Genomic DNA, 18,701 nt, shown 5'->3' with positions numbered 1-18,701 from the left:
CCTCTCGACCTCACCGCCGCCCCCGCCCCCTCGTGAGAGCAACGTTCCCCGGCGGTCACTCACAGGCACAGACCGGAAACGCGCCATCCCTACCTTCGGGACTCATCACCCCAAGTACGGACCCCACGTACGACACCTGAGCACCGGAGAACCGTGGAGGCGTCATGACAGCCCCTAGTACAGCGCCCGCATCGAGCAAGGGAGGCCGCTGGATCGAGCACTGGGATCCGGAGAACGAGACCTTCTGGAAAGAGACCGGCGAGAAGGTCGCCCGGCGGAACCTTTGGTTCTCCGTGCTCTCGGAACACATCGGGTTCTCGATCTGGACCCTCTGGTCGGTGATGGTGCTCTTCATGGGCCCCGAGTACGGGCTCACCCCCGCCGACAAGTTCTTCCTCGTCGCCATGGGGACCCTGGTCGGCTCGATCGTGCGCGTGCCGTACACCTTCGCCGTCGCCCGCTTCGGTGGCCGCAACTGGACGATCTTCTCGGCGAGTGCGCTGCTCGCCCCGACCATCGCCGCGTACATCGTGATGGAGCCGGGCACCTCGTACTCCACGTTCATGGCCTGCGCGGTGCTCGCGGGCATCGGCGGTGGCAACTTCGCCTCCTCCATGACCAACATCAACAGCTTCTTCCCGCTGCGGAAGAAGGGCTGGGCGCTCGGTCTCAACGCGGGCGGCGGCAACATCGGCGTACCGGTGGTGCAGCTGGTCGGGCTCGCGGTCATCGGGGCGAGCGGCGGGCCGCGACTGCTGCTGGGCCTCTACATCCCGTTCATCATCATCTCCGCCGTCTGCGCCGCCGTCTTCATGAACAACATCTCGTCGGTGAAGAACGACACCGGCGCGGCCAAGGATGCCGTCAAGGACGCGCACACCTGGATCATGTCCTTCCTCTACATCGGCACCTTCGGCTCCTTCATCGGCTACAGCTTCGCGTTCGGCCTCGTGCTGCAGACGCAGTTCGGCCGTACGCCTCTGCAGGCGGCCTCGATCACCTTCATCGGCCCGCTGCTGGGCTCGCTGATCCGGCCCCTCGGCGGCTGGCTCGCCGACCGTTTCGGCGGCGCGAAGATCACCCTCTGGAACTTCGCGGCCATGATGGTGGCCACCGGCGCGATCGTCGCGGCCTCCGTGGCGGAGTCGCTGCCGCTGTTCAGCGTGGCGTTCATCGCGCTGTTCGTCCTGACCGGGCTCGGCAACGGCTCGACGTACAAGATGATCCCCGGCATCTTCCAGACCAAGGCTGTCGCCATGGGGCTGGATGGTGAGGCGGCCGCCGCGTACGGGCGCCGCCTGTCCGGTGCCTCCATGGGTCTCATCGGGGCCGTGGGCGCGCTCGGTGGGCTCGGCATCAACCTCGCCTTCCGCCAGTCCTTCCTGTCCGCGGGCACCGGAACCGGCGCCTTCGTCGCCTTCCTCGCCTTCTACGCGGTCTGCTTCGTGGTCACCTGGGCCGTATACCTTCGCCACCCGGCGAGTGCCCAGAGCGAGGCCACCGCAGCCACCGAGGCAAAGCCGCAGCTCAGCTACGCGAAGGTGTGACGTAACACCGCCGACATCTAGCGGAACCGAGCCTGTCACGAGCCGTTGACAGGCTCGGTCGACCGCTGATGTACGGCGGGTACGACCGGGACGACAGACCGGTGCGGGATGAATCGACATCGGGACGAGAGCTGATGCACGACGAACTGCAGCGACCAGACCGACACGAACACGGGCCCCTCGCGGGATTCACCGTCGGCGTGACGGCGGCCCGCCGTGCCGACGAACTCGGTGCCCTGCTCCAGCGGCGCGGTGCCGCCGTTCTGCACGCCCCGGCCCTGCGCATCGTGCCCCTCTCCGACGACAGCGAACTGCTCGCCGCCACCAAGGAACTCATCGACCAGGCGCCGGACGTCGTGGTCGCCACCACCGCGATCGGGTTCCGGGGGTGGGTCGAGGCCGCCGACGGCTGGGGGCTCGGCGAGGCGCTGCTCGACCGGCTGCGCGGGGTCGAACTGCTCGCCCGCGGGCCCAAGGTCAAAGGGGCGGTACGGGCCCAGGGGCTCACCGAGGAGTGGTCCCCGTCCTCCGAGTCCATGGCCGAGGTGCTCGACCGGCTGCTGGAGGAAGGGGTCGACGGGCGGCGGATCGCGATCCAGCTGCACGGCGAGCCGCTGCCCGGCTTCGTCGAGGCGCTGCGGGACTCGGGTGCGGAGGTCGTCGGTGTGCCCGTCTACCGGTGGATGCCGCCGGAGGACATCGCGCCCGTGGACCGGCTGCTCGACGCCACGGTCAGTCGCGGCCTGGACGCGCTGACCTTCACCAGTGCGCCGGCCGCAGCCTCGCTGCTGGGCCGCGCGGAGGAGCGTGGGCTGCTGCCGGAGCTCCTCGCCGCCCTCAACCATGACGTACTCGCGGCCTGCGTCGGGCCGGTGACCGCGCTGCCGTTGCAGGCTCGGGGCATCGACACGGTTCAGCCGGAACGCTTCCGGCTCGGCCCCCTCGTACAGCTGCTGTGTCAGGAACTGCCTTCGCGGGCCCGTACGTTGCCGATCTCGGGGCATCGGGTGGAGATCCGTGGGCACGCCGTGCTGGTGGACGGTGAGCTGCGGCCCGTACCGCCGGCCGGGATGTCTCTGCTGCGGGCGTTGTCGCGGCGGCCGGGGTGGGTTGTGTCCCGGGCCGAACTGCTGCGGGCGTTGCCTGGCGCGGGGCGGGACGAGCATGCCGTCGAGACGGCGATGGCTCGGCTGCGTACGGCGCTGGGGGCGCCGAAGCTGATCCAGACGGTGGTCAAGCGGGGGTATCGGCTTGCGCTGGATCCGGCGGCGGACTCGAAGTACGCGGACGTCTGATGCTGCTGCGTCAGGGCTGACGCCGCCGCGTCGGAGCTGACGCTGCCGCGTCGGGTTCCTCCTGGGGGTTCCGGCTGCGGCCGTGGGCGGGCACTGTAGGGGTACGACCCTCACCGACCCCTTATGGCGTTACCCCAAGGCGGTGACAGGAACATGGCATTGGGTATGGCCGCGGGCACGGCCACCGGCTCGTCCTCGTACTCGGCTCCGTCCTCGGCCTCGTCCTCATACGAGCTGCGGTTCGACTCCGGGCGGATCTGTCTGGACCTGCTGGCGACCACGCATCCCGAGGAACGGCTTGACGCGGTCGAGCCGTTGCGGGCCTGGATCGGCGGATCGGGGCTTGTTCCGGCGGGTACGGCGATGGGGGCGGTCGATGCGTCGTGGCTCGTGGGGTTTCGGGAACTGCGTGGGCATATCGGGCAGTTGGTGCGTGGGGAGCCCTCGCGAGAATCCCGGCCCTTCGGTATCGCTCTGGCCCGCGTCAATGAGCTGGCCTGCGCCGCGCCGACGCCGGCTCCGCGTGCGGTGTGGGACGACGGGGGGTCTCTCGTACGGGCCCTCGATGGCGACCCGTCGTGTGCCGCGCTCCTTGCTGCTGTGGCTCGCGATGCCGTGGAGCTGCTCACCGACCCCGTTGCCCGGGCGAGCATCCGGGAGTGCGAGGGGGACAACTGTCCCATCGTTTACCTCGATACGTCGCGGGGGCGGCGGCGTCGGTGGTGTTCCAGTGAGACGTGTGGGAACCGGGAGCGGGTTGCTCGGCATCGGCGGCGGGCCGCGCTGGCTCGGGCGTGACGGTTTTTTCCCCAGCCCCGCCCCTTCCCGGCTGGATCAATGTGCGACTCCGCCGCGTGAGGGGGCTGCGCCCCCAGGCGCCCACTAAGGGCGCCCCCTGAACGGAGCGCAGATCTGCACCGCCCCTTAAGTTCCTTTTGTTCTCCTCGACTTGGAGTGACATTGGCAACAACGTGTTTCCTCCTGTCGCCCTCGGGGCAGCGACGCGATCTTGCCAGCGTGGCGGGAATGTAAAGCCCTAGTGACGGGAATGTGCTGCGATGTCCGGCTGGTCTGGGGGCGTTGAAGAAACTTGGGTCACATCTTGAACAGGGTGGCGCCCGTCTGCGTACCCGGTGGAGAGCGACTGACTCGGGGGAACCCCCGGACACCGGAGGTAGGCGTGCGCAAGGATTCCGCCGTGGCCGATGAACGACCGCCGAGGGCCCGACATCGCATGTCCCAGCCCTCGGAGCCCGACGAGGAGCTGATGCGTGCGCTGTACAGGGAACACGCGGGGCCCCTGCTCGCCTATGTGCTGCGGCTGGTCGCGGGCGACCGGCAGCGCGCGGAGGACGTGGTGCAGGAGACGCTCATCCGCGCCTGGAAGAACGCCGGTCAGCTCAACCGAGCTACCGGTTCGGTACGCCCCTGGCTGGTGACGGTTGCCCGGCGCATCGTCATCGACGGCCACCGCAGCCGGCAGGCCCGGCCTCAGGAGGTGGACCCGTCGCCGCTGGAGGTCATCCCCGCGGAGGACGAGATCGACAAGGCGTTGTGGCTGATGACACTGTCGGACGCGCTGGACGACCTGACCCCTGCTCACCGGGAGGTCCTGGTCGAGACGTACTTCAAGGGACGTACCGTCAATGAGGCGGCCCAGACGCTGGGCATACCCAGCGGCACCGTGCGCTCCCGGGTGTTCTATGCCTTGCGTTCGATGAAGCTGGCGCTGGAAGAGCGTGGGGTGACGGCATGAGTACATACGGGGGATACGGAACGGGTACTCCTGGACCTATGCAAAGTTCGCAGGGTCAGGGTGATGTGCACGAGACCGTGGGTGCGTACGCCCTCGGCATCCTTGACGACGCCGAGGCGACCGCCTTCGAGGCGCACCTCGCGACCTGCGACTGGTGCGCGCAGCAACTGGACGAGCTCGCCGGCATGGAGCCGATGCTGGCCGCCCTCGCGGATCTGCCGGGTTCCCAGGGAACCCCGGCCATCGGCGAATCGCTGTCCGCCAAGCCGAGCCCGCGCCTGGTCAACCGGCTGGTCGACGAGGTCGCCGAGCGCCGTGCCCAGAAGCGGCGGCGCGGTATGTACATGGTCGCGGCGGCAGCCGCCTTGATCATCGGCGGCCCGGTCACCGCGATCGGGGTCACCGGCGACGGCGACAGCAACAACAACGTGACGGCGGCCCCGCACTCCACGAGCCCCGCCGAGGACGCCTTCTTCAACGACATGAAGGACAAGGTCTCCGCCACCGACCCGACCACCAAGGTCAGCGCCACGGTCGGCATGCAGTCCAAGGGCTGGGGCACCCACGCGGTGCTGGAGCTCAAGAACCTCAAGGGCCCGGAGAAGTGCTCCCTCGTCGCCGTCGGCAAGAACGGCGACCGCGAGACGGTGAGTTCCTGGTCCGTGCCCAAGTGGGGTTACGGCATCGAGAACAGCACCAACGAGAAGGCGAAGAACCCGCTGTACGTCCATGGCGGCGCGGCCATGTCACCGAACGAGATCGACCATTTCGAGGTCGTCACGTTCGAGGGCACGCGTCTCGTCCAGGTCGACGCGTGACAGAACTCAGCGAACCACGAGCGCACACGTAGCCTCCGGGGTCCCCCTTCGCGTACGGTTGACGGCTGCCATGCACGTCAGAAGGGGGCCCGGTGGCCGCTCAGGTTCAGCAGGAAGCCGCGCTGCGCTCGGTCGAGTCGTCCGCCCGCGATTCCGTACGGGATCGAGAGATCGGCGTCGAGCAGGAACACCTGGACCGGGTCTACCGGCGCCTCGAGGAGAAGATCCACGAGGCGGAGTTCCTGATGAACGACGCGGCCAAGCGCGGTCAGGTGGGCACGCCGGGCGCGCTGGCCGAGCGTGACGCGCAGGTGTTCCGGGCGGGGATCCACCTGAACCGCCTGAACAACGAGTTCGAGGACTTCCTCTTCGGGCGGATCGACCTGCTGGCCGGCAAGGACGGCAAGAAGGGTCCGGACGGCGCGTACACGGCGGTCGAGCCCGCCGAGGGCGCCATACGGTCCGACAACACCGCCGACGTCGCGGAAACGCTGCACATCGGGCGGATCGGCGTTCTCGACGCGGACTACTCCCCGCTGGTCATTGACTGGCGGGCACCCGCCGCCGCCCCCTTCTACCGCTCGACACCGGTCGATCCGGGCCGGGTCGTACGCCGCCGGGTCATCCGCTCCAAGGGCCGTCGCGTACTCGGTGTCGAGGACGACCTGATGCGGCCCGAGCTGACCGCCTCCCTCGACGGGCACGAGCTGCCCGTCGTCGGCGACGGCGCGCTGATGGCCGCGCTCGGCCAGGCCCGCAGCCACACCATGCGGGACATCGTCGCCTCCATCCAGGCCGAGCAGGACCAGGTCATCCGGGCGCCCGCCGCGTCGGTGACGTACGTGGAGGGCGGTCCCGGCACCGGCAAGACGGCCGTCGCGCTGCACCGGGCCGCGTATCTGCTGTACCAGGACCGGCGGCGGTACGCGGGCGGCATCCTGATCGTCTCGCCGACCCCGCTGCTCGTCGCGTACACCGAGGGCGTTCTGCCGTCCCTCGGCGAGGAGGGGCAGGTCGCCATCCGCGCGGTCGGTTCCCTCGTCGACGGCGCGGAGGCCACGCTGTACGACTCCCCGGCGGTGGCCCGCGCCAAGGGCTCGTACCGGATGCTGAAGGTGCTGCGGAAGGCGGCGCGGGGGGCACTGGAGGCGGCGGATGAGGGGGGCAGTGCCGGGCGCGCGGGCGGTCGGCGCGGCGACGCGTCCTCGCGCTCCGCGCGGAACGGCAACGGTGACAGCGGCGCAGCATCGCGGGCACGCGGCCACGGGCGAGCGGAGCAGCTTGCCTTCGGCGACGACTCCGGCGATCGCGACTCCGGCGATGGCGATCTCGGCGATCGCGACTTCGGCGACGACGGGCCGCAAGCCCCCGCCGTCTCCACGACCCGCCTCCGCGTCGTCGCCTTCGGGCGCCGCCTCGAGCTGGAGGCCGACGAGCTCGACCGCATCCGGCGTACCGCCCTGTCCGGCACCGCGCCCGTGAACCTGCTGCGGCCCCGCGCCCGCAAGCTGCTGCTCGACGCCCTGTGGGAGCGCTCCGGCGCCGGATCCCGGCACACCGACCCGGAGCTGGCCGCCGAACTGCGGTCGTCGTTCGACGAGGACATCAGCTCCGAGGACGACTTCATCGCGTTCCTGGACGCCTGGTGGCCCGAGCTGACCCCGCGTGCCGTACTGGCCGCGATGGCCGACGAGAGGCGGCTCGGGCGCTGGGCCCGGCGGATCCTCAACCCCGGCGAGGTGCGCCGCGTCGCCCGCTCCCTGGGGCGTGACGGCCTCTCCGTGCACGACGTGGCGATGCTCGACGAACTCCAGGCGATCCTCGGCACCCCGGCCCGCCCCCGCAGGAAGCGCGAGGCGGACCCGCTGGACCAGCTCACCGGCCTGGAGGAGCTGATGCCGGTCCGCGAGGAGTCACAGCGCGAGCGCGCCGAACGGCTGGCTCAGGAACGTACCGAGTACGCGCACGTCATCGTCGACGAGGCACAGGACCTCACCCCCATGCAGTGGCGCATGATCGGCCGCCGTGGCCGGCATGCCACCTGGACGGTCGTCGGCGACCCCGCCCAGTCCTCGTGGTCGGACCCGGACGAGGCCGCCGAAGCCCGCGACGAGGCGCTCGGCACCCGCCCACGCCGCCGCTTCGAGCTCACGGTCAACTACCGCAACCCCGCCGAGATCGCCGAACTGGCCGCCCGCGTACTGGCGTTGGCCATGCCCGGCTCGACGTCCCCGTCGGCGGTTCGCTCGACGGGCGTGGAGCCCCGCTTCAGTGTCGTACGGGACGGGCTCGCGCGGACCGTCCGCGAGGAGGCCGCGCGGCTGCTCGACCGGGTCGACGGCACGGTCGGCGTCGTCGTCGCCATGAACCGGCGCGCGGAGGCCGCCCGGTGGCTCGCCGGGCTCGGCGACCGCGTCGTGGCCCTCGGGAGCCTGGAGGCCAAGGGCCTCGAGTACGACGCGACCGTCGTCGTCTCGCCCGCGGAGATCGCCGACGAGTCGCCGGCCGGACTGCGCGTGCTGTACGTCGCCCTGACCCGGGCCACCCAGCAGCTCACCGTCGTCTCCCAGGACCGCGACGAGCCCGACGCGAACGGAGTACCCGACCTCTTGCGCGACTGACGCCGTGGCGATGCGGGTCCGACCCCGTGGCCCTTCCTGCGCCCCGGGCGATGAACTCTCGGCCCGGAAATCAACTCGCGGGACGGGAATTGCCTTGAGGGGATCCTTTGTTACCTTGGATGAGGCACCGACCCGATCCAAGCCCCCGGGCCCAACCTTCGTCGCTTCGAGCGACCACTTGCCGCGAGGCGAGCATGGCGGGTCGGTGCCATTGTTTGTCCGAGAGGGGTCCACGTCACCTGGTGACGTGGACCCCTTCTCTCTGTCCCAAGTGCGCCGGAATCTCCCTGGCACCCCGTGCCACCTGCGCGAACAAAACGTTCGCAACCCAGGGTGGCTACCGTGTACTCCGCGGTAGGTGCGACGATCGGACGGCATACACGCGACACAGCGAACACGGTGAAAGCAGAGGAAGTCGGCCATGGCAACGGCGCCCAGCGTCTCCTACTCGATGACGGTCCGGCTCGAGGTGCCCGCGAGCGGAACCGCCGTCTCGCACCTCACCTCGGCCGTAGAGTCCTCCGGAGGCTCGGTGACCGGCCTCGACGTCACGGCGTCCGGCCACGAGAAGCTCCGTATCGACGTCACCATCGCGGCCACGTCGACCTCGCACGCCGACGAGATCGTCGAGAAGCTGCGCGGCATCGAGGGCATCACGCTCGGCAAGGTCTCCGACCGTACGTTCCTGATGCACCTCGGCGGCAAGATCGAGATGCAGTCCAAGCACCCGATCCGCAACCGTGACGACCTCTCGATGATCTACACGCCGGGTGTGGCCCGCGTCTGCATGGCGATCGCCGAGAACCCCGAGGACGCCCGCCGCCTGACCATCAAGCGCAACTCAGTCGCGGTCGTGACGGACGGATCCGCGGTGCTCGGCCTCGGGAACATCGGGCCCAAGGCGGCCCTGCCCGTCATGGAGGGCAAGGCGGCCCTCTTCAAGCGCTTCGCCGGCATCGACGCCTGGCCGCTGTGCCTGGACACCCAGGACACGGACGCGATCGTCGAGATCGTCAAGGCCATCGCACCGGGCTTCGCGGGCATCAACCTCGAGGACATCTCCGCTCCGCGCTGCTTCGAGATCGAGGCCCGCCTGCGCGAGGCCCTCGACATCCCCGTCTTCCACGACGACCAGCACGGCACCGCCATCGTCGTACTCGCCGCCCTGACGAACGCGCTGCGCGTCGCCGGCAAGGCGATCGGCGACATCCGCGTCGTCATGTCCGGCGCGGGCGCGGCCGGTACGGCCATCCTCAAGCTGCTGATCGCGGCGGGCGTCAAGCACGCCGTCGTCGCCGACATCCACGGAGTCGTACACGCAGGCCGTGAGGACCTGAGGCAGGCCGCGCCCGATTCGCCGCTGCGATGGATCGCCGACAACACCAACCCCGAGGGCGTCACGGGCACGTTGAAGGAAGCCGTGCGCGGATCCGACGTGTTCATCGGCGTCTCGGCGCCCAATGTGCTGGACGGCGACGACGTGGCGGCGATGGCCGAGAATGCGATCGTGTTCGCGCTCGCGAACCCTGATCCCGAGGTCGACCCGGCGATCGCCCGCCAGACGGCGGCCGTCGTGGCCACGGGCCGCTCCGACTTCCCGAACCAGATCAACAACGTGCTGGTCTTCCCCGGCGTCTTCCGCGGCCTCCTGGACGCCCAGTCCCGCACGGTCAACACGGAGATGATGCTGGCCGCCGCGACCGCCCTCGCGGACGTGGTGACCGAGGACGAGCTGAACGCGAACTACATCATCCCGAGCGTCTTCAACGACAAGGTCGCGGGCGCGGTCGCGGGAGCGGTGCGCAACGCGGCGAAGGCGGCGGGCGTGGCGGCCACGGGCAGCGCGCCGGCCTGACGCCGCCCCGGCCGGCACGGCTCGACAGGCCGCGTCGTACGCTGTGATGGTCGCCACGGCGGACCGGATACGGCGCGTCGTGGGACATGGTGTCCCTGGCCGCCCCTAGGGTGGCGGCCAGGCTCAGGCCTTGCAGGCCCTGCGATCTGCCGCCGGGAGCGGACGGAGCGTCACCGTTTCGAGGCTGTGGCGCTTTTCGTGTGACTCCCAGGGGTGCCGGATTGGCTTTCCCGCCGCAGGTGGGGGCAGGATGCGTCTCTGGGCGCGAGGGTCTGGCTATGGACCCGGGTCCGGGGACCGACCGAGGACCCTGGCAGCATCGGCTCCGCTGGTGCTCATCATGCGGCTCCGCCGCGTGGCACGCCTCAACGGCAAGAAGAACACGGGAGTAACAACATGAACCGCAGTGAGCTGGTGGCCGCGCTGGCCGACCGCGCCGAGGTGACCCGCAAGGACGCCGACGCCGTTCTGGCCGCGTTCGCCGAGACCGTCGGCGAGATCGTCGCCAAGGGCGACGAGAAGGTCACCATCCCCGGCTTCCTGACCTTCGAGCGCACCCACCGTGCCGCTCGCACCGCGCGCAACCCGCAGACCGGCGACCCGATCCAGATCCCCGCCGGCTACAGCGTGAAGGTCTCCGCGGGCTCCAAGCTCAAGGAAGCCGCGAAGGGCCAGTAGGACCAGTCAGAGTCGCGGATACGACACAAACAAGTGGGGCGGCCACCCGGACCGGGTGGCCGCCCCACTGTCGTACGTACGGGACTTCGGGAACTGCTAGCCCAGCGCCTTGCCCGGCAGTTCCACCTTCGCGCCCAGATTCCCGAGCTTCTCCATGAAGTTCTCGTAGCCGCGGTTGATCAGGTCGATGCCGTGGACCCGGGACGTGCCCTGGGCCGCCAGTGCGGCGATGAGGTACGAGAAGCCGCCGCGGAGGTCGGGGATGACCAGGTCGGCGCCCTGGAGCTTGGTCGGGCCCGAGACGACCGCGGAGTGCAGGAAGTTGCGCTGACCGAAGCGGCAGTTGGAGCCGCCGAGGCACTCGCGGTAGAGCTGGATGTGCGCGCCCATCTGGTTCAGGGCGGAGGTGAAGCCGAGCCGGGACTCGTACACCGTCTCGTGGACGATCGACAGGCCCGTCGCCTGCGTCAGGGCGACGACGAGCGGCTGCTGCCAGTCGGTCTGGAAGCCGGGGGCCACGTCCGTCTCCAGCGCGATGGACTTCAGCTGGCCGCCGGGGTGCCAGAAGCGGATGCCCTCGTCGTCGATCTCAAAGGCGCCGCCCACCTTCCGGTAGGTGTTCAGGAACGACATCATCGAGCGCTGCTGGGCGCCGCGGACGTAGATGTTGCCTTCGGTCGCGAGCGCCGCGGAAGCCCAGGAGGCGGCCTCCAGGCGGTCCGGGAGGGCCGCGTGGGTGTAGCCGCCGAGCTTGTCCACGCCCGTGACGCGGATGGTGCGGTCGGTGTCCATCGCGATGATCGCGCCCATTTTCTGCAGGACGCAGATCAGGTCCTCGATCTCCGGCTCCACGGCCGCGTTCGAGAGCTCCGTCACACCCTCCGCGAGGACCGCCGTCAGCAGCACCTGCTCGGTCGCGCCCACGGACGGGTACGGCAGCGTGATCTTCGTGCCGCGCAGCCGCTGCGGGGCCTCCAAGTACTGGCCGTCCACCCGCTTCTCGATCGTCGCGCCGAACTGCCGCAGCACCTCGAAGTGGAAGTCGATCGGCCGGCCGCCGATGTCACAGCCGCCCAGGCCCGGGATGAACGCGTGGCCGAGCCGGTGCAGCAGCGGTCCGCAGAACAGGATCGGGATGCGCGAGGAGCCCGCGTGCGCGTCGATGTCCGCGACGTTCGCGCTCTCCACGTGCGAGGGGTCCAGGACCAGCTCGCCCGGCTCCTCTCCCGGCCGGACCGTCACCCCGTGCAGCTGCAGCAGCCCGCGTACGACACGTACGTCACGGATGTCGGGCACATTGCGCAGCCGGCTCGGAGCGCTGCCGAGCAGGGCGGCGACCATCGCCTTCGGTACGAGGTTCTTCGCACCACGGACACGGATCTCACCCTCCAGCGGGGTTCCGCCGTGGACAAGCAGGACGTCGTCTGAACCGTTGACGGTCATGTATCTCGCGTTCCGATGAAGTTGGACAGGGGGCAGGTTCACGGGGCAGGTTCGCTGGGGCGGCCGGTGAACCGGAGAAGCAAGCGTAATGGCCGCCTACCCCGGTATCGGTAGCCCAAGTACGGCTCAGCTCCGTCATAGCTTTGCCACAACACGAACGGTTCTCCGGCGGGTACGCGGGGTCACTGGCGCGGCCGTGCGCTCCGCCTGCTCCTTTACGCCCTGAGCTGCATTCACCGCTCCCTTGGCAATGCCTCCCCTCCCAGGGGGAAGATGCGAGATCATGTCAGGCATGACCGAGGTGTCCTCGCTCACAGGGCGGCTGCTCGTGGCCACTCCCGCCCTGGCGGACCCGAACTTCGACCGCGCTGTGGTGCTGCTCCTCGACCACGACGAGGAGGGTTCCCTGGGTGTCGTCCTCAACCGCCCCACCCCGGTGGACGTCGGCGACATCCTCGAGGGCTGGGCGGACCTCGCCGGAGAGCCCGGCGTCGTGTTCCAGGGCGGTCCGGTCTCGCTCGACTCGGCGCTCGGTGTCGCGGTCATCCCCGGCGGCTCCCTGGGGGAGCGCGCGCCGCTCGGCTGGCGCCGGGTGCACGGCGCGATCGGGCTCGTGGACCTGGAGGCCCCGCCGGAACTGCTCGCCTCGGCCGTCGGCAGCCTGCGGATCTTCGCCGGGTACGCCGGCTGGGGCCCGGGCCAGCTGGAGGACGAACTGACCGAGGGCGCCTGGTACGTCGTCGAGTCCGAGCCCGGCGACGTCTCCTCCCCGGTTCCGGAACGGCTGTGGCGCGAGGTGCTCCGCCGGCAGCGCAACGAGCTGGCGATGGTGGCCACGTACCCGGATGACCCTTCGCTCAACTGATGCCTGTGAGCTTCAGTACCCTTGCAGTCATGAGCACTCTTGAGCCTGAGACCCAGCCTCAGCGCGGGACTGGTACGGGGACCCTGGTCGAGCCGGCGCCGCAGACCTCGCACGGTGACGGTGACCACGAGCGCTTCGCCCATTACGTCCAGAAGGACAAGATCATGGCGAGCGCGCTGGACGGCACGCCTGTTGTCGCGCTCTGCGGCAAGGTGTGGGTCCCGGGCCGCGATCCGAAGAAGTATCCCGTGTGTCCCATGTGCAAGGAGATCTACGAGTCCATGGGCTCCGGCGGAGACCAGGGCAAGGGCGGCGACAAGTAACGCCGCTTTCCCTTAGGCAGGCGTGTACGTCGTGTAGTGCGGCATGCCCAACGAGGCCGCGGCACCCCGATGCGGGGTGCCGCGGCCTCGTCGTATGTCCAGGGCCGTTGCACAGGGCGCTTTCGGCGGTCACAGAGTGGTAGAGACCTTTGGGAGGGCCTTGTTCGTGTGCTCGTGAACTCCTAGCCTCCGTGGTGTTGTGCAGAGCGAAACAGCCATTGCGCATGTTGCAACGCACCCTCGGAGGAAGCCCGATGAAGTTCCCCGTCAGATTCCCTGCCCGCCTCTCGGCCCGGCACTCTGCCCGAACTGCCGCCCCGGTGGCCGTACTTGTCGTCGCGGCCCTCACCGCGACCGCGTGTGCCCCTGAGTCCTCCGACAGTTCCGGCGGCAAGGACGAGAAGAGCGGGACGCTGCGCGTGTGGCTCTTCCAGGAGGTCAACACCGGGCCGAAGCAGAAGGTCGTCGACGCCACCGTGGACGCCTTCGAGAAGGCCCACGAGGGCACGAAGGTCGACGTCGAGTACATACCGGTCGAGACCCGCGCCCAGCGGATCAAGGCCGCCTTCAACGATCCCAAGAGCGCGCCGGACCTCATGGAGTACGGCAACACCGACACCGCCGGATACGTCAAGGACGGTGGACTCGCCGACATCACCGAGGAGTTCGGGGACTGGAGCGAGGCCAAGGACACCGACCCGACGGCCAAGCAGTCCGTGACCGTCGACGGGAAGATCTACGGCGCCCCGTTCTTCGTCGGCGTCCGCGCCCTGTACTACCGCACCGACATCTTCAAGGAACTGGGCCTCCAAGTTCCCAGGACGCAGAGCGAGTTGATCGCCGCCGCCAAGGAGATCCGGCAGACGAGGCCCGAGCTGTACGGGCTCGTGGTCGGCGGCGCGTCCACGTACGCCGCGATGCCGTTCATCTGGTCCAACGGCGGTGAGATCGCCGAGGACAAGGGCGGTTCGTACGCCGCGACGATGGACAGCAAGGGCGCCCAGAAGGGCATCGAGGCGTACACCTCGCTCTTCGGTGACGACAACTGCCCGGCCGCCAAGTGCGCGGGCATGAGCGGCAACGACACGGTCACAGCCTTCGCCTCGGGCAAGGCGGGCATGGCGATCGCCGGTGACTTCAACCACCAGGCGGTCGAGGCCGGGAAGGTCAAGGGCAAGTACGCCGTCGTACCGCTGCCGGGTCTGAAGACGGGCGAGGTCGCGCCGGCCTTCGCGGGCGGCAACAACATCGGCGTACTGAAGAGCACTTCGCACCGCACGCTCGCCGTCGACCTCATGCAGCAGCTCGCCTCGAAGAAGACGCAGGGCGAACTCTTCGACGCCATGGGCTTCCTGCCGACGTACTCGGACGTGCGCGCGGACGTCGCGAAGAAGGAGCCGTTCGTCGAGCCCTTCGTGAAGACGCTCGGCGCCGGCACCAAGTTCGTACCCGCCTCGCCGGCCTGGGCGCAGATCGACGCCTCGCTCGTCCTGCCGACGATGTTCCAGGAGGTCATCAGCGGCAAGAAGGACGTGGCGGCGGCTTCTGAGGACGCGACGAAGAAGATGAACGACGCGTTCAGCTCCGCGGGGTGAAGCGCATGACGAAAGACCCGCTCCCGGGCCCTCCGCCGCCGGGCCACGGCTCAGCGGCGGGGAGTGCGGCGCGCGGTGGCGTGGGGATGGCCCGCAAGTCTCCGGTCGGCGGGGCTTCGGTCCCGGCCCGGCGGGTGGCGGGCAGCCCGGCGCGCGGTGGTGGCCGGCCGGGGCGCACGTGGCGGCGCGGGAGCGGTGGCTGGACGCCGTGGCTCTATCTCGCGCCCGCCCTCGTCGTTCTCGGCGGGCTGATGGTCTACCCCGTCTACCAGCTCGGGCTGATCTCGTTCCTCGAGTACACGCAGGCCCAGGTCAGCGGTGGGGAACCGACGACCTTCCAGGGGTTCGGGAACTACGCGACGCTCTTCGCGGACGATCAGTTCTGGCAAGTGCTGCTCGCGACCATGGTGTTCGCGGCGGGCTGCGTCGTGTCGACGCTCGCCGTCGGCTGCGCGCTCGCCGTGCTGCTGACGCGCGTACGGGCCGTGCCGCGGCTCGCCCTGATGCTGGCCGCGCTCGGCGCCTGGGCCACGCCCGCGGTCACCGGCTCGACCGTGTGGCTGCTCCTGTTCGACCCCGACTTCGGGCCGGTCAACCGCATGCTGGGTCTCGGCGACCACTCGTGGACGTACGACCGCTACAGCGCCTTCGGCCTCGTACTCCTCGAAGTCGTCTGGTGCTCCTTCCCGTTCGTGATGGTCACGGTGTACGCGGGCATCCGCGCCGTCCCGGAAGAGGTGCTGGAGGCGGCCGCCCTGGACGGCGCCTCGCAGTGGCGCATCTGGCGCTCGGTGCTCGCGCCGATGCTCCGGCCGATCCTCGTGGTCGTCACCATCCAGTCGGTCATCTGGGACTTCAAGGTCTTCACCCAGATCTACGTCATGACGAACGGCGGAGGCATCGCCGGACAGAACCTCGTGCTGAACGTGTACGCGTATCAGAAGGCGTTCGCCTCCTCGCAGTACAGCCTCGGCTCGGCGATCGGAGTGGTGATGCTGCTGATTCTGCTGGCGGTCACACTCGTCTATCTGCGGCTGCTGCGCAGGCAGGGGGAGGAACTGTGAGTTCCTTGAGTTCGTCGCGTTTTCCCGTACGGTTCCGGGTGCGCCGGCCCTGGCGGCTGGCCGCGGAGGCGTCGGCTCTGCTGATCGCCGCCGTGGTCGCGTTCCCTCTCTACTGGATGGTGCTGAGCGCCTTCAAACCGGCCGGCGAGATCGAGTCGACCGAGCCCCGTCCCTGGACGCTCACCCCGTCCCTGGATTCCTTCCGACGCGTCTTCGGGCAGCAGGAATTCGGCCGTTACTTCCTCAACAGCCTTACCGTCGCGGTCGCCGTGGTCGTCGTCTCCGCACTCATCGCGTTCCTCGCGGCGACCGCGGTGACACGATTCCGATTCCGCTTCCGCACGACCTTGCTGATCATGTTCCTCATCGCGCAGATGGTGCCCATCGAGGCGCTGACGATCCCCCTCTTCTTTCTGATGCGGGACTTCGGTCAGCTGAACACGCTGGGTTCGCTGGTCCTGCCGCACATCGCGTTCTCCCTGCCGTTCGCCATCTGGATGCTGCGGGGCTTTGTGAAGGCGGTCCCGGAGGCCCTGGAGGAGGCCGCGTACATCGACGGAGCGAGCCGGGCGCGATTCCTGTGGCAGATCCTTTTCCCTCTGGTCTTTCCCGGGCTCGTCGCCACCAGTGTGTTCTCGTTCATCTCGACCTGGAACGACTTCCTGTTCGCCAAGTCCTTCATCATCAGCGACACTTCGCAGTCGACTCTGCCGATGGCTCTCCTCGTCTTCTACAAGCCGGAAGAGCCGGACTGGGGCGGCGTCATGGCGGCGTCCACGGTGATGACGATTCCGGTGCTGGTCTTCTTCGTACTCGTACAGCGACGGCTGGTCTCCGGACTGGGCGGCGCGGTAAAGGACTGACGTGAGTGAACTGATCCCCGCGCCCCACAGCCTCGTTGCCGGTTCGGGCGGCGAGGTGCGGCTGACGGCGCACTCCCAGCTCTACGCCGGCACCGCGACGGAGGGCGTCGGCCACTGGCTGCGCACCGTCCTCCGGGAGGCCACCGGCCTGCCCCTGCACGAAGGGCGGGAACTCGACGACAGCTACGGCGACGGCATCGGGCTCCAACTCGACTCCGAACTCGGCCCCGAGGAGTACCGCCTCGTCAGCGACGAATCCGGCGTCCTCATCGAGGGCGGCAGCGCGGCCGGTGTGTTCTGGGGCGCCCAGTCACTGCGGCAACTCCTCGGCCCCGAGGCGTACCGCAGGGCACCGCTCAGGCGCGACCGCGCCTGGGCCGTGCCGTACGTCACGATCGAGGACGCGCCCCGCTTCCGCTGGCGCGGTCTCATGCTCGACGTCTCACGCCACTTCATGCCCAAGGACGGCGTGCTGCGCTATCTCGACCTGATGGCCGCGCACAAGCTGAACGTCTTCCACTTCCACCTCACCGACGACCAGGGCTGGCGCATCGAGATCAAGCGTCACCCGAAGCTCACGGAGGTCGGTTCCTGGCGGGCGCGTACGAAATTCGGCCATCGTGCCTCGCCCTTCTGGGAGGAGAAGCCGCACGGCGGCTACTACACCCAGGACGACATCCGCGAGATCGTCGCGTACGCCGCCGAGCGGCATATCTCCGTCGTCCCCGAGATCGACATCCCTGGCCACTCGCAGGCCGCCATCGCCGCGTATCCGGAACTCGGCAACACCGACGTCATCGACACGACCTCCCTCTCCGTCTGGGACAACTGGGGCATCTCCCTCAACGTACTCGCCCCCACTGACAACACCCTCCGGTTCTACGAGGAGGTCTTCGAGGAGGTCCTGGAGCTGTTCCCCTCGGAGTTCATCCACGTCGGCGGCGACGAGTGCGCCAAGGAGCAGTGGAGGCAGTCGCCGACGGTGCAGGCGCGAATCAGGGACTTGGGGCTCGCGGACGAGGACGCGTTGCAGTCGTGGTTCATCCGGCACTTCGACAACTGGCTGACCGCGCGCGGGCGTCGGCTGATCGGCTGGGACGAGATCCTCGAAGGCGGGAGTCGAGCCGAAGTGCGCGCCCCTGTCGAAAGCGACGAGGAGGAGGGAGCGAAGCGACCGCTCGACGAGGTGGGGGCACCCCCGGCCGGAGGCTGGGGGAGTCGACAGGGGATCAGAGCGCCCGGAGGCGAGACGACAAAATTGGGCCTTGCGCCTGGGGCTGCCGTTTCGTCATGGCGCGGCTACCAAGGCGGCATTACGGCCGCCCAGGCGGGCCACGACGTCGTCATGTGCCCGGAGCAGCAGGTGTACTTGGACCACCGTCAGGACGGCGGCGCCGACGAACCGGTGCCCATCGGCTACGTACGCACCCTGGAGGACGTCTACGGCTTCGAGCCCGTACCCCCGCAGTTGACCCCTGATCAGGCACGGCATGTCCTCGGTACGCAGGCCAATGTGTGGACCGAGGTGATGGAGGACCACGCGCGCGTGGACTATCAGACGTTCCCTCGGCTCGCGGCCTTCGCCGAGGTCGCGTGGAGTGCGCTGCCCGCCCCAGCGGAACGCGACTTCGCGGGGTTCGAGCAGCGGATGACCGCCCACTACAGGCGACTTGACGCCCTGGGAGTGGCCTATCGCCCGCCTACGGGCCCTCTGCCCTGGCAGCGGCGACCGGGGGTGCTCGGACGCCCGATCGAGGGGGCGCCCCCAAACGTGTGAGCCGACTCCCAAGGGGCTGCCGCGAACCGGCCGCCCTGGAACGGTGGCACCGGGCGAAAGACGCACAAGGGTCTGTGAAGAGTGCGAATTAGCCCTGACCGGTGATGTCGTGCGAAATCGGACCAACCCGCCAGTTGCGGGTGCGAAAGCCTCCTAGCGGACCCCCGCACCGTGCAGTGAGGAAGATGTGCCAGAGTTGCC

At 69.2% G+C, this 18,701-nt stretch carries 15 protein-coding genes; 14 read left to right on the top strand and 1 reads right to left on the bottom strand.

Going from position 1 to position 18,701, the window contains the following annotated elements:
- The first annotated feature begins 164 nt into the window (after positions 1-164).
- From G6048_RS21550 to G6048_RS21515, 8 genes are all read left to right on the top strand, one after another.
- On the top strand, positions 165-1,547 hold the full coding sequence (locus G6048_RS21550) for a nitrate/nitrite transporter (protein ID WP_165341213.1): 1,383 nt from the start codon (positions 165-167) through the stop codon (positions 1,545-1,547).
- Between the two features lie 134 nt (positions 1,548-1,681).
- Positions 1,682-2,842, top strand: a complete 1,161-nt coding sequence (locus G6048_RS21545; protein WP_206341889.1) for a uroporphyrinogen-III synthase — start codon at positions 1,682-1,684, stop codon at positions 2,840-2,842.
- A gap of 165 nt (positions 2,843-3,007) precedes the next feature.
- Positions 3,008-3,640, top strand: coding sequence for a CGNR zinc finger domain-containing protein (locus tag G6048_RS21540; protein ID WP_165341216.1), 633 nt, complete (start codon positions 3,008-3,010; stop codon positions 3,638-3,640).
- Positions 3,641-4,076: 436 nt separating this feature from the next.
- Positions 4,077-4,598 (top strand): sigma-70 family RNA polymerase sigma factor, encoded by a 522-nt coding sequence (locus tag G6048_RS21535; RefSeq protein ID WP_037675339.1) that lies wholly within the window; start codon positions 4,077-4,079, stop codon positions 4,596-4,598.
- 38 nt (positions 4,599-4,636) lie between these two features.
- Positions 4,637-5,416, top strand: coding sequence for an anti-sigma factor family protein (locus G6048_RS21530; protein WP_235990134.1), 780 nt, complete (start codon positions 4,637-4,639; stop codon positions 5,414-5,416).
- A gap of 92 nt (positions 5,417-5,508) precedes the next feature.
- Positions 5,509-8,037: a HelD family protein gene (locus G6048_RS21525; RefSeq protein WP_328826586.1), complete on the top strand. Its 2,529-nt coding sequence runs from the start codon at positions 5,509-5,511 to the stop codon at positions 8,035-8,037.
- 421 nt (positions 8,038-8,458) lie between these two features.
- The gene (locus tag G6048_RS21520; RefSeq protein WP_165341210.1) at positions 8,459-9,892 is read left to right on the top strand and encodes an NAD-dependent malic enzyme; all 1,434 of its coding nucleotides are present in this window, start codon (positions 8,459-8,461) and stop codon (positions 9,890-9,892) included.
- Positions 9,893-10,288: 396 nt separating this feature from the next.
- The gene (locus tag G6048_RS21515) at positions 10,289-10,570 is read left to right on the top strand and encodes an HU family DNA-binding protein (protein ID WP_054220032.1); all 282 of its coding nucleotides are present in this window, start codon (positions 10,289-10,291) and stop codon (positions 10,568-10,570) included.
- Between the two features lie 96 nt (positions 10,571-10,666).
- Here the strand turns inward: G6048_RS21515 and murA are convergent, their stop codons facing one another.
- Complete coding sequence (murA, locus tag G6048_RS21510; protein ID WP_165341209.1) at positions 10,667-12,013, bottom strand: UDP-N-acetylglucosamine 1-carboxyvinyltransferase; 1,347 nt, start codon at positions 12,011-12,013, stop codon at positions 10,667-10,669.
- A 292-nt stretch (positions 12,014-12,305) separates the two neighbouring features.
- Between murA and G6048_RS21505 the strand changes: the two genes are divergently transcribed.
- From G6048_RS21505 to G6048_RS21480, 6 genes are all read left to right on the top strand, one after another.
- Positions 12,306-12,878 (top strand): YqgE/AlgH family protein, encoded by a 573-nt coding sequence (locus tag G6048_RS21505; protein WP_165341208.1) that lies wholly within the window; start codon positions 12,306-12,308, stop codon positions 12,876-12,878.
- A 29-nt stretch (positions 12,879-12,907) separates the two neighbouring features.
- Positions 12,908-13,201 carry a DUF3039 domain-containing protein gene (locus G6048_RS21500; RefSeq protein ID WP_165263639.1) on the top strand — a complete coding sequence of 98 codons (294 nt, stop codon included), beginning with the start codon at positions 12,908-12,910 and terminating at the stop codon, positions 13,199-13,201.
- Between the two features lie 254 nt (positions 13,202-13,455).
- On the top strand, positions 13,456-14,796 hold the full coding sequence (locus G6048_RS21495) for an extracellular solute-binding protein (RefSeq protein WP_165341207.1): 1,341 nt from the start codon (positions 13,456-13,458) through the stop codon (positions 14,794-14,796).
- An 86-nt stretch (positions 14,797-14,882) separates the two neighbouring features.
- Positions 14,883-15,860: a carbohydrate ABC transporter permease gene (locus G6048_RS21490; RefSeq protein WP_165341214.1), complete on the top strand. Its 978-nt coding sequence runs from the start codon at positions 14,883-14,885 to the stop codon at positions 15,858-15,860.
- Positions 15,857-16,723, top strand: coding sequence for a carbohydrate ABC transporter permease (locus tag G6048_RS21485; RefSeq protein ID WP_408056151.1), 867 nt, complete (start codon positions 15,857-15,859; stop codon positions 16,721-16,723). The genes G6048_RS21490 and G6048_RS21485 overlap by 4 nt, the downstream gene beginning before the upstream one ends.
- Before the next feature lies 1 nt (position 16,724).
- Positions 16,725-18,500, top strand: coding sequence for a beta-N-acetylhexosaminidase (locus tag G6048_RS21480; protein ID WP_165341205.1), 1,776 nt, complete (start codon positions 16,725-16,727; stop codon positions 18,498-18,500).
- The last annotated feature ends 201 nt before the right edge of the window (positions 18,501-18,701 follow it).

This window comes from Streptomyces ureilyticus, assembly GCF_011045025.1.
Lineage (GTDB): Bacteria > Actinomycetota > Actinomycetes > Streptomycetales > Streptomycetaceae > Streptomyces > Streptomyces ureilyticus.
The sequence above is the reverse complement of the archived record's forward strand: the minus strand, read 5'-3'. Positions and strand labels throughout refer to the sequence as shown.